Source organism: Flavobacterium cheonanense, from assembly GCF_039539185.1.
GTDB classification, from domain to species: Bacteria; Bacteroidota; Bacteroidia; order Flavobacteriales; family Flavobacteriaceae; genus Flavobacterium; species Flavobacterium cheonanense.
Window position 1 is genome coordinate 197,731 of the sequence record NZ_BAABCT010000001.1, and the last position, 12,428, is coordinate 210,158.

At 32.2% G+C, this 12,428-nt stretch carries 11 protein-coding genes; 6 read left to right on the forward strand and 5 right to left on the reverse strand.

The window, feature by feature from the left end:
* Positions 1-19: 19 nt before the first annotated feature.
* The gene (gene rho / locus ABD766_RS00960; RefSeq protein WP_344814956.1) at positions 20-1,768 is read right to left on the reverse strand and encodes a transcription termination factor Rho; all 1,749 of its coding nucleotides are present in this window, start codon (positions 1,766-1,768) and stop codon (positions 20-22) included.
* A gap of 182 nt (positions 1,769-1,950) precedes the next feature.
* Between rho and ABD766_RS00965 the strand changes: the two genes are divergently transcribed.
* Positions 1,951-2,364, forward strand: a complete 414-nt coding sequence (locus ABD766_RS00965; RefSeq protein ID WP_344814957.1) for a DUF4293 domain-containing protein — start codon at positions 1,951-1,953, stop codon at positions 2,362-2,364.
* A 156-nt stretch (positions 2,365-2,520) separates the two neighbouring features.
* Here ABD766_RS00965 and ABD766_RS00970 read toward each other — a convergent pair whose 3' ends face one another.
* The 4 genes from ABD766_RS00970 to ABD766_RS00985 all read right to left on the reverse strand — a co-directional run bounded on the left by ABD766_RS00970 (position 2,521) and on the right by ABD766_RS00985 (position 6,840).
* The gene (locus tag ABD766_RS00970) at positions 2,521-3,231 is read right to left on the reverse strand and encodes a HesA/MoeB/ThiF family protein (RefSeq protein ID WP_298306816.1); all 711 of its coding nucleotides are present in this window, start codon (positions 3,229-3,231) and stop codon (positions 2,521-2,523) included.
* Positions 3,228-5,798, reverse strand: a complete 2,571-nt coding sequence (locus ABD766_RS00975; protein ID WP_344814958.1) for a DUF4132 domain-containing protein — start codon at positions 5,796-5,798, stop codon at positions 3,228-3,230. Before ABD766_RS00975 ends, ABD766_RS00970 begins: the two co-directional genes overlap by 4 nt.
* 11 nt (positions 5,799-5,809) lie before the next feature.
* A complete protein-coding gene (locus ABD766_RS00980; RefSeq protein ID WP_344814959.1) occupies positions 5,810-6,199 on the reverse strand; it encodes a hypothetical protein in 390 nt (129 codons plus the stop codon).
* Between the two features lie 146 nt (positions 6,200-6,345).
* Entirely contained in the window at positions 6,346-6,840 is a 495-nt protein-coding gene (locus ABD766_RS00985; protein ID WP_298306807.1) for a metallophosphoesterase family protein, read from the reverse strand.
* A 242-nt stretch (positions 6,841-7,082) separates the two neighbouring features.
* Between ABD766_RS00985 and truA the strand changes: the two genes are divergently transcribed.
* The 5 genes from truA (at position 7,083) to lpdA (ending at position 12,345) form a co-directional block, all read left to right on the forward strand.
* Complete coding sequence (gene truA / locus ABD766_RS00990; RefSeq protein ID WP_344814960.1) at positions 7,083-7,832, forward strand: tRNA pseudouridine(38-40) synthase TruA; 750 nt, start codon at positions 7,083-7,085, stop codon at positions 7,830-7,832.
* 52 nt (positions 7,833-7,884) lie between these two features.
* Positions 7,885-9,639: an ABC transporter ATP-binding protein gene (locus ABD766_RS00995; RefSeq protein ID WP_344814961.1), complete on the forward strand. Its 1,755-nt coding sequence runs from the start codon at positions 7,885-7,887 to the stop codon at positions 9,637-9,639.
* Positions 9,640-9,684: 45 nt separating this feature from the next.
* Positions 9,685-10,323, forward strand: a complete 639-nt coding sequence (locus ABD766_RS01000) for a DUF2238 domain-containing protein (RefSeq protein ID WP_344814962.1) — start codon at positions 9,685-9,687, stop codon at positions 10,321-10,323.
* A 4-nt stretch (positions 10,324-10,327) separates the two neighbouring features.
* The gene (locus tag ABD766_RS01005; protein ID WP_344814963.1) at positions 10,328-10,783 is read left to right on the forward strand and encodes a hypothetical protein; all 456 of its coding nucleotides are present in this window, start codon (positions 10,328-10,330) and stop codon (positions 10,781-10,783) included.
* 173 nt (positions 10,784-10,956) lie between these two features.
* Positions 10,957-12,345, forward strand: coding sequence for a dihydrolipoyl dehydrogenase (lpdA, locus tag ABD766_RS01010; RefSeq protein ID WP_344814964.1), 1,389 nt, complete (start codon positions 10,957-10,959; stop codon positions 12,343-12,345).
* Positions 12,346-12,428 lie beyond the last annotated feature (83 nt).

Sequence of the window (12,428 nt, forward strand, 5' to 3'; positions counted from 1 at the left end):
ATATATTGAATAATTGAAATTAATCATTCATCGAAATTAAAAACTCTTCGTTATTTCTAGTCTTTTTGATTTTATCATTTATAGTATCCATTGCTTCTACTGGGTTCATATCGGCTAGGAATTTACGTAGAATCCACATGCGTTTTAAGGTGTTTTCGTCTAATAATAAATCGTCGCGACGTGTACTTGAAGATGTTAAATCGATAGCTGGGAAAATTCTACGATTAGCAATTTTTCTGTCTAATTGTAACTCCATGTTTCCTGTTCCTTTAAATTCTTCGAAGATTACTTCGTCCATTTTTGAACCAGTTTCTGTTAAAGCCGTTGCGATAATACTCAACGAACCACCATTTTCTACATTACGAGCTGCTCCGAAGAAACGTTTTGGTTTTTGCAATGCATTGGCATCAACTCCTCCAGAAAGTACTTTTCCTGATGCAGGTTGAACCGTATTGTAAGCTCTTGCCAAACGTGTAATCGAATCTAAAAGTATAACTACATCGTGACCACATTCAACCAAACGTTTTGATTTTTCAAGAACAATATTGGCAATTTTAACGTGTTCCATTGGTTCACGGTCGAAAGTTGACGCAATAACTTCTCCACGAACGCTTCGTTGCATATCAGTTACCTCTTCTGGTCGTTCATCTATCAATAAAACAATTAAATATACCTCTGGATGATTGGCCGCAATGGCATTGGCAATGTCTTTTAACAACATTGTTTTACCTGTCTTTGGTTGTGCCACAATCATTCCACGTTGTCCTTTACCTATTGGTGAAAACAAATCGATTATTCTTGTTGAAGTGCTGGCTTGTCTGTCGGCAATTCTGAATTTTTCTTGCGGAAATATTGGTGTTAAATGATCAAACGAAACTCTATCGCGAACCACTTGCGGATCGTGACCATTTATTTTTAAAACTCTTACTAATGGGAAAAATTTTTCGCCTTCTTTTGGAGGACGCACTACTCCTTTTACAGTATCACCGGTTTTTAATCCGAACAAACGAATTTGTGATGTTGAAAGATAAATATCATCTGGTGAAGCCAAGTAATTATAATCTGATGAACGTAAAAATCCATATCCATCGGGCATCATTTCTAAAACGCCTTCACTTTCAATGATTCCGTCAAATTCGTAATCAGCATCACGGAAGTTGGGTTTGTTTTTATTCTTGAAATTAGGGTTTTGATTTGGATTCTGATTTGGATTCTGATTTGGATTTCCGTTACCATTACCGTTTTGATTCGGATTCTGGTTTGGATTCTGGTTTTTATGCTTCTGATTTGGATTTTGATGATTTACAGGAGCATTTTCTGAAGCTTCTTGAGTTCCTTCGTTTGAAGTTTCTTCTTCTTTTGGAGTACTTTCTGCTGTATTCTCTTTTGATGTAACCCTTGCTGGTTTTACAAATTTAGGTTTCTTTTGAAATTTTTCTGGTTTAGAAGCGACTTCGTTTATTGGAGCAACTTCTTCCTGAACTGAAGGTTCTGCTTGTTCAACAGGAGTTTCAGAAAATAAGTCTTTCGATTTTTTTTCAATTTTCGGAGAAGCATCAGGAGCGATTCTAGCTCTTTTTGGTTTTTCTTCTTTTGGCGCAGCTCCTTTTTCCTGAGAAGTATCAGATGAAGTTGCGGCTTGATGTTGTAAGATTTGCTCTATAAGCGCTTCTTTCTTTACACCGTTAAATTTTATGGTTTTGGCCAATTTGGCAATTTCTTGAAGTTCAGATAACTTCATTCCTTTTAATGCAGAACTATCAAACATAAATGTTTATATATATTTTAATGGATTGAATGACAATACAAAATGTGTGGTGATTTTTTTATTGGAACATCCGTGTTTTTGAAGTACTTACGGATTTATTATGCAATAATACGAATAATTTTCTATCAAGCAATAGTTTTTTAAAAAAAGAAAATATATTTTTGCGTTATAAATAAGTAATAATGTTACAAAGAATTCAAACCGTTTATTTAGCTATTGTATTCATTCTTGTAGGAGTGCTTCCATTTGTGTTTCCGCTTTGGAAATTTGAAGATGGAAAAGAATTCTATTTTATGAGTAAAATGCTATACCAAGTTTTGTTTGGATTGAGTACTGCTTTAACAGTATTAAGTATAATATCCTTTAAAAAAAGACAACAACAATTTGTTTTTAACAGATTGAATATGATATTAAATTTAATTTTATTAGGATTATTTGTTTATCGTTCACTAAATTTATCTGGAGAAACTCCTGTAGTTTCTGAGAAAGGTATTGGGATGTTTCTACCTATCATTTCTATCGTTATGCTGGTTTTGGCCAACAAAGCCATCAAGAAGGATGAAGATCTCGTAAAATCTGTTGACCGATTGAGATAAACCTATAAACTTAGTTTATTAGTGCGAAGAAAATCCTGAACGAAAGTTTGGGATTTTTTTGGTTTAATCTGAACTTGTTTCAGATTCTAAAATATATAAACTACATACAGATAAACATGTATTTATTACTAAATTCTAAATATTGCAAAAAGGCTATTAGCTAATATTTTTTTTAATATTTATTTTTCTTATTTGATTATTAAGTAGGTTAACATATAGGATTTTCCCTTCCAATACATCTTCAAGATTCAAAATAACCTTAATTGTTTCAGTCGTCATATAACTACCAATTATTCCACAAATAGGACTAATTACACCTATTTCAGAACAACTTTCGCTTTTTAAGTAGTTGTTAAAATCAAAAATATCTTTCAAACTAAAGCCGTTTAAATAATGAAAAACCGTTATATATCCTTGCCAATCTGAAACTGCTCCATGAACTAATACTTTCTTATGTTCAGCACAATAATCATTTATTATTGTTCTACTCATACCCTGATCTGTGCAATCGCAAATTATTTGATAATTTTTAGCAATTTCTATAACAGAATTTTTCTCAATCTTTTTCTCAATTCTATTTATAATAATATTAGGATTTTGCAGCCTTAGTTTTTCCGCCAATACCGAAACCTTGCTTTTTCCAATATCGCTAGGTGTAAAAAGTATCTGCCTATGTAAATTAGATACTTCTACTTTATCAAAGTCACAAATACCGATAGTACCTACTCCCATTGCAACTAAATATGATGCAACAATTACTCCTAATCCTCCTGCTCCAGTAATTAAAACAGATGCATTTGCTAAATGTTTCTGCCCAGATTCACCAATTTCGGGAATGACAATTTGCTTTTGGTATCTATCTATCATCTATTTATTTGTGAGGTGATTGTAGTATCAGTTATCTTATCATCATTTGCAAGTAACAGTGCTTTAGATATAATTACCGACAATCCGTTATCGCCTTCAAAAGGTAAAAACAAATTATTATTTGTTTCTTTTAAACTTCTATCGGGAACGATACATAAATATTGGTCATTAGGTTCCATCAAAATATTAGTACTCCCAATATGAATTTTATAGGTTCTTATTTTGCCTTTAACAACCACAAATCTATCCTCAATGTGCGTTACAGAAGCTATTTTTAATCTAGGAATAAGTCCAAGTAAAATTTCTTTTCTGTTTTTGGCAATTTCTGATAAATCACCAAAAGAATAAGACTGCCAATAATCTCTGTAAGTAAGTAAGCCTCCTGAGTCGCTCCAAGTAGGATCGTTACCAACGCTAGATACACCCACAAACAAATCAACATCTCGCATAACTTCTGAAAAAGCAATAGCTGGAATATCAACTAAATCAACTAATTCATTTGTTTCCGTATTTATGAAACGTATTTGGTCAGTTGTAATATAATTCCAAATTCCAGTTGCATTAAATTGGTCATCTGCATTTAAACTATTTACCCAAAATTCTGCACAAAGCTTATATTCAAGTAAATATAGTTTAGCAACATCATCGTCACCACCATCCCATGCACCTATTAATTTAGCTTTCCAATTTCTTCCTTTTGCTAGAGTAACATATTGATGTTGCTTCAAAATATGCGATGCCATCCGATTGCTATATGTCCTAGTGTTAACTTCGGCATCAGTTAACAAATAAATTTCTCGGTAAGCTTGCTTAAATGGTTGTTGAATTTGACCTTCCATTAAGAAATTTCTCCAATTTTTAACTTCTTGAGTGCTACTAGTAGCCGGATGCCAAAGTGAAACATGAGTGAACTTTTCTAATTCCAACACTTCAAAATCAATTGTATAGAATTGATCTTTTAGGTAAATTGCCAAAACATTTTTTGAATTATTTGAAAAATTAAAAATTATTTTTTGAATCACAAAAGAGAGTAATCCATGTTGTTGATATTTTTCTTTAAAGTAATCTAAAGTCATTACTCTGTCGCATCTAAGCATCCTGTCAATACGTTCCTTTTGTGCAGATGTGGTTTGGTCAATTTGCTTTTGTATGCTTTTTAGTTTTTTTAATTTGGCATCAAATTTATCTTTAACCAATTGCGGAACAGATTTCTGCTCTGTACCATCGGCTTTATACCATTTGATAATTGATTTACCCATCCCGATGAGCGAAAGAGTTCCTTTAATTTCATCAAATTGATAAGTAAATTCATGATTTTCTAGTTTAAAATCATCTACAGCTAAATCTTCAATTTCTGAGGAAGAAACCCCTAATTTAGTAGCTGCTTCTGCTATATACTTTTCAATTAATGCTAAAGTATTATTTTGTTTAATTTTTAATCTTAACCTAGATAATTGTGCTATACCGTCTAAACCTTTTGAAGCAAATAAAGTATATAAACACGCATTGCCTAATCCAGCCGAAACTGGTCCTTTTTCGGGAATTTTTTTAAAACATCTTTCAGATAACTTACTTATAGTGATTATAGTGTTGCTATCATAATACCATGAAGACATCCATACAAAGCCTTTTAAAATATCTACATTCGGACTTGATAAAAATTCTATTGAATTATATTGGTATTCTTGTTTATAATAAATTTGAGTATATGTAGTAATTGTTTCCTTTAAATTTATGATTTCTTGAAACCATTCTTGTGTTACTTTTTTAAACTTATCCGAACCTATTTTATCCATTGTTATTTTGGCTTCAGCTAAAAATTTTTGTGTAGGTTTTGCATCTGTAGCTTTTTGAGCCAATTGCATAAGTGTAAACCAATTTTGCTGGTCTTCTTTTTTGATTTGATCTAAAATTGCATTTCCAATATTTTTAAAATTGTCTTCACCAACAAAATATGTTGGTTTTACTGAATTCTCGTCATTTTCACTTTTAAATAAAAAGGATTTTATTTTTTCTTCTAATTTTAGTTGGTCTTTGTAATAATAAGAATTTGTCTCTTTTTCAAAACTTAAAATATCTTCCAGTATCGTTTTGATTGTGTTAGGAATATCAACATCAGGGTAATTAAACTCAATTTGTTTAAAAAAACCTGCTAAAGGCCACCAATGCATTTTATCATAGCCTTTCTCTGGAAAACTATTTTTAAAGGAACTGTACAAAGAAACAATTGTTCCTTCTGTAAATTTCATTTTACTTCTAAAAAGTGCGGGAATCATTTGGTTGGCCAACTGAAAATCTTTAGTTTCTTTTTTGGAGCCTTTTTGATAGCCTTTGAAGTTGCTATTCAAGGATTCTGTCAAGAAAACTATAAATAATCCTTTTTTCTCGTCATCCCATTTTTTGATTATCTGGTTGTAACTTTCAATATTGGAGAAATTAACAGTATAAAAATAAGAGGATTCTTTTGTAGCTTCTTCAACACAATTTTCGAAAACTGTTATGAATTCATTTGATTGCTGTTCTCCTTGGATTCCAAAAGCAGATTTTAATTTATCTAAAATTCCCATAATTTAAAAAATTAACCACCGACCAAAGGTGTAAGTTTAACAAAAGAAATAATTGATTGATTATTTAGATTTACTATTTGACTTAATTCTTCTAACTGTTGATTGTCAACTAATATAAAAAAACCATTTTTTTGAAATGCATCTAAAGCAACATATATTTGTTTTTCAACATCGATGATTTGCTTCGGCTTTAGTTTAAAACCATTAAGAGTCCTTTCAGCATCTGAAGGTTTCACCAAACCATTGAAATAATCGGGAAATTTCTTATTGTAGATTTCTATTTCATGCGTTACTCTCTTTTCTATGAGTTCTTGGATTGTAATGGATAATCTTTCGATTTCTATTTCAAATTGATTGGTAACTGTTCCATTTAATTGTTCGTCTTTGATAAGTACATTCATATATTTTACGTTTTAAAATATCAGCTAACATCAAAAATATGCGTAATTTCCGCAAATTGCAGTATTAAACTTTCTCAAAGTAACAAATTATTTTCAACTTAAAAAAACCTGAAATCAGGAATATATAGATAGTTCGCGAACTGTCACTATCGTTTCCCTATTTCCACAATCTCTAAACTTTGAATTTTATCGCCATCGATTTCAAATCGTAGCATTGTTCGCACTTGATGAAATCCTGAAATTCCGCAAGCTCCTGGGTTCATATGAAGCAAATTCAAACTTTTGTCAAATTGCACCTTTAATATATGGGAATGTCCACAGATGAATAATTTAGGTGGATTCATTTTTAATTCTTCACGAACCGCTTGGTTGTATTTTCCCGGATAACCTCCAATATGTGTAATCCATACATCAACACCTTCGCACAGGAAGCGATTATTTAAAGGAAATTCCATTCGAGCTTTGTCGTCGTCAATGTTTCCATAAACTGCTCGAAGTGGTTTTAGCTTTTTAATTGTATCGGTTACAACCAAATCACCAATATCTCCGGCATGCCAAACTTCATCAGCTAGATTTACATATTTTAAAATTGTATCATCAATATGACTGTGTGTATCGGAAAGTAAAAGGATTTTTTTCATATTATTTGCCGCAAAGGCACTAAGTCGCAAAGTTAATTATTTAGGAAAACTTTAAACATTTTATCAATTAAAATCTTTGTAAATTTGCCGAAGTGTTTCTAACTGAACACTGAACACTGAACACTGAACACTGAACACTGAACACTGAACACTGAACACTGAACACTGAACACTGAACACTGAACACTGAACACTGAACACTGAACACTGAACACTGAACACTGAACACTGAATACTAAATTTTGAGATATTTTCTAGAATTTGCTTACAAAGGAACTAACTATCACGGATGGCAATATCAGCCAAACGCAACTTCTGTTCAAGAAACTTTGACCAAAGCACTTTCCACGATTTTGAAAACAGATATTGAACTCGTTGGCGCAGGTCGAACGGATTCTGGTGTTCATGCCAAGCAAATGTTTGCACATTTTGATTTTGACCAAGAAATTGATATTCCTTATTTAAGTCACAAACTCAATTCATTTTTACCAAAAGATATCGCCATTTTGAATATTCATAAAGTTCACGATGAAGCTCATGCCAGATTTGATGCAACAAAACGAACTTACGAATACCATATCCATACCAAAAAAGATGCATTCGAAAGTGACGATTCATGGTACAATCAAAATGATTTGGACCTTGACAAAATGAATGATGCATGCAAAATACTTTTCAATTACATTGATTTTGAATGTTTTTCAAAAGTACATACGGATGTAAACACTTTTAACTGTAAGATTTTTGAAGCTAATTGGACCAGGAATGACAATCGATTAGTATTCACAATTTCAGCAGATCGATTTTTACGAAATATGGTTCGAGCAATTGTTGGAACTATGGTAAATATAGGATTAGAAAAAGTATCTTTGCAAGACTTTATTCAAATAATTGAAAGCAAAGACCGAAAAAAAGCTGGATTTTCAGTTCCTGCACACGGATTGTATTTGACGAAAGTGGAATATCCTTATCTAGTGATTAGTAAAGAGTGATTAGTGAAAAGTAAAGAAAAATAGTAAAGATACTGAAACAAGTTCAGCATTAATGAAAGCAAAAGCATTCGACATACGTTTATTTAAACGAATTTTAAAATATACAAAACCCTATAAAACAGTTTTTTATGGCGTAATTGCTGCTGCAGTTTTGTTAGCGGTTTTCGCTTCATTACGACCATATTTATTGAAACAAACCGTTGACCATTACATAAAACCTCATGATCAAAATGGGTTGTTACTTTATGTTTCATTGATGGGAGTTGTATTATTATTAGAAGGAGTTTTTCAGTTTTTCTTTGTTTTTTGGGCAAATCTTTTAGGACAAAACATTATCAAGGACATTCGAACCAAACTATTCAAACATATGTTGAGTTTCAGAATGAAATATTTCGATAATGCTCCTGTTGGTCAATTGGTTACACGTTCTGTATCCGATATCGAACAGATTGCTAGAATCTTCAGCCAAGGTTTGTTTATGATTATCAGTGATTTGCTAAAAATGTTTGTCTGTCTAATCATCATGTTTTACATGAACTGGAAACTAACTTGGATTGTAATTGCAGCCATGCCAATCTTGGTCTACATCACAAGAATCTTCCAACGAAAAATGCAAGTGGCTTTTGAAGAAGTAAGAAATCAAGTAGCAAATTTGAATACTTTCGTTCAAGAACGTGTTACTGGAATGAAAATCGTGCAACTTTTTAATCGTGAAGATATTGAATATCAAAAGTTTAAAGATATTAATCAAAAACACAATGTTGCTTGGATTAAAACCATTTTATACAACTCTATTTTCTTTCCAATCGCCGATATTATTTCGTCGCTAACATTAGGATTTGTAGTGCTTTATGGAGGTTTTCACATTTTAGATGGTGACAAATTTACAACCTTTGGAGATTTATTCTCCTATACAATGTTCATCGGAATGTTGTTCAATCCATTGCGTCAAATTGCAGATAAATTCAACGAGATGCAAATGGGAATGATTGCTGCCAACAGAGTTTTTGATATTTTGGACACTGAAGAAGATGTACAACAAACCGGAACTATTGAAGCCAAACATTTTGCAGGAAACATCAGTTTTGAAAACGTTCGATTCAGTTACATTAAAGATGAAGAAGTTTTAAAAGGTATTTCTTTAGAAGTAAAATCGGGTGAAACTATTGCGATTGTAGGTTCAACTGGCGCAGGAAAATCTACAATTATTAATTTACTAAATCGTTTTTACGAAATCAATTCAGGAACAATATCAATTGACAATCAAGATATTAACACCTTTACTTTAGAAAGTTTACGTGCTCAAATTGCGGTAGTTTTGCAAGATGTATTCCTATTTGCTGATACAATCTATAACAATATTACTTTAAACAATACTAATGTCTCTCGTGAAGAAGTTATCGCTGCTTCTAAGAAAATAGGTGTTCACGAATTCATTATGAGTTTGCCTGACGGTTATGATTATAATGTAAAAGAACGCGGCGTGATGTTATCTTCTGGGCAACGCCAATTGATTGCTTTTTTACGCGCTTATGTTAGTAATCCTAGTATTCTTATTTTGGATGAAGCTACTTCTTCTATTGATACCTATTCTGAAGAATTGATTCAAAGAGCAACAGAAACTATTACAAAAGATAGAACTTCCATAGTAATTGCACATCGATTAGCGACTATAGTAAATGCCGACAAAATCATTGTTATGGACAAAGGTCAAATTGTAGAATCTGGAACGCATCAAGAATTGGTTACCAAAGAAAATGGTTATTACAAGAACTTGTACGATTCACAATTTTCTGAAGCAATCTAAAAACCATTTCGTTTTTATTATATTTGATAAAAATTAAATAAAACTATGGCATTTACTATTGCAATTTCAGACGAAAGAACTCCTTTAAAAAACAATACTTGGTTAAAAATATTTATCGGATTTTTTCTGATAAATTGGATAAATTCTTATGTAGGAAATACCGATACAGCCAATTGGATTTTAGAAAATACCTTAGTCTTTCTATTTCTAGGTTTTATGATTTTTACCTATAAAAAATTTATATTCAGTGATTTAAGTTATTTATTAGTTTGCATTTACTTATGTCTTCACGTTTATGGTTCCAAATATACTTATGCCGAAAACCCTTTTGGCTATTGGCTTAAAGACGCTTTAGATTTATCTCGAAATCATTATGATAGAATTGTTCATTTTAGTTTCGGATTTTTATTGGCTTACCCAATGCGAGAAATGTTTTTGAAATGGTTAAAATTTCCTTCGTGGGTTGCTTGGACATTACCTATTGAAGTTACACTTTCTATTAGTGGCTTTTACGAATTGATAGAATGGGCAGTTGCCGATGTTTTCTTCAAAGCGCAAGGTGATGCTTATCTTGGAACTCAAGGCGATATTTGGGATGCGCAAAAAGATATTTTCTTAGCATTTTCAGGAGCCATAATTGCAACCACTATTGTTTCAATAATCAAAAGAATGATTACAAAATAATTTTATGAATTACAAAAAAGTAAAAACTAAAATTAAAGCCTATCACAATGAAGGAAAAACAATTGAAGCAGCAGAATGGTTGCTAAAAATGTTTGATATTCAAGATCACAATTTAAAAGGGTTTGCTTTAAGAGAAAAAGCAGATAGAACTTGTATAATGTTAACAGCTGAAGGCGATTTTGGAGAACAGCAAGTAATTAGAATGCCCGAAAATGTATTTGAATTTTCAATCCCATTGATACTTACTCTTTTGACACACGAAATGGTTCATGTGCGTCAAAAATCAAGAAAACCTTATGTTGAAGACCGATTAGAGCGTGAATGGCAAGCTTATTATGAAATGCTTTTTCACAAAATTTTTCCCAACTATCTTGAAGTTTCAAATTTTCATAAAAAGTTCTTTGCGAAAAAGCTTTTAGCTATTACAAAAGAATGGGTGAAGGTTCCGAATTACAACTAAAATATGCTGAGCAAAAGAAAGAAATAGAAGATTTAATTGCTTCATTAGGTTAGAAGATGGATGTTGGATGATGGAAGATGGAAGTCAATCAAACTTTTAAACTTCTAAACTCCTAAACTTTTAAACTTTTTTCTTAAATTCGCAGTCTCAATTAATTTAGAAAATCATACAAAATGAAATACGATATTATTGTTTTAGGAAGTGGTCCAGGCGGTTATGTTACAGCAATCCGTGCTTCACAATTGGGCTTTAAAGTAGCTGTAATTGAAAAAGAAAGTCTTGGTGGAATTTGCCTTAATTGGGGTTGTATTCCAACAAAAGCGCTTTTAAAATCGGCTCAAGTATTTGATTACCTAAAACATGCTTCCGATTATGGATTAACCATCAAAGAATTTGACAAAGACTTTTCTGCCGTTGTAAAACGTTCACGTGATGTTGCCGACGGAATGAGTAAAGGAGTTCAATTCTTGATGAAAAAAAATAAAATCGACGTTATTGATGGTTTTGGTAAAATAAAACCAGGTAAAAAAGTTGATGTAACAGCTGCTGATGGAAAAGTTACTGAATATTCAGCAGACCACATTATTATTGCAACTGGAGCTCGTTCAAGAGAATTACCAAATCTTCCTCAAGATGGTGTAAAAGTTATTGGATACAGACAAGCAATGACTTTACCTACTCAACCAAAGAAAATGATTGTGGTTGGTTCTGGTGCAATTGGAGTTGAATTTGCTCATTTCTATAATTCAATGGGAACAGAAGTTACTATTGTTGAATTTATGCCAAATATTGTCCCGGTTGAAGACGAAGATATTTCGAAACAAATGGAACGTTCTATGAAGAAAGCAGGTGTAAATATAATGACTAATTCTTCTGTAGAACGTATTGACACATCAGGAAGTGGCGTAAAAGCTTATGTAAAAACAGCTAAAGGTGAGGAAGTTCTTGAAGCTGACATTTTACTTTCTGCAGTTGGAATCAAAACAAATATTGAAAATATTGGCCTTGAAGAAGTTGGAATTGCAACAGATAGAGACAAAATTTTAGTAAACGCTTACAACCAAACTAATGTTCCAGGATATTACGCTATTGGTGATGTAACTCCAGGTCAAGCCTTGGCTCACGTTGCTTCTGCTGAAGGAATTAATTGTGTTGAAAAAATTGCAGGTTTACACGTAGAACCAATCGATTACGGAAACGTTCCAGGTTGTACTTATGCAACTCCAGAAATTGCGTCTGTTGGTTTGACTGAAAAACAAGCTAAAGAAAAAGGATACGAATTGAAAATTGGTAAATTTCCATTCTCAGCTTCAGGAAAAGCAAAAGCTGCTGGTGCTGCGGATGGTTTTGTAAAAGTAATTTTCGATGCAAAATATGGTGAATGGTTAGGTTGCCACATGATTGGTGCTGGTGTAACTGATATGATTGCAGAAGCAGTTGTAGCAAGAAAACTAGAAACTACTGGTCACGAAATTCTAAAAGCAATTCATCCACACCCAACTATGAGTGAAGCTGTTATGGAAGCTGTAGCTGCTGCTTATGATGAAGTAATACATTTGTAAGTAAGAAATACAAAGTTTAAATCAATCCGTCTTGTTTAATTACAAGACGGATTTTTTTTATTTTATTAATTTGAAATGAGTAA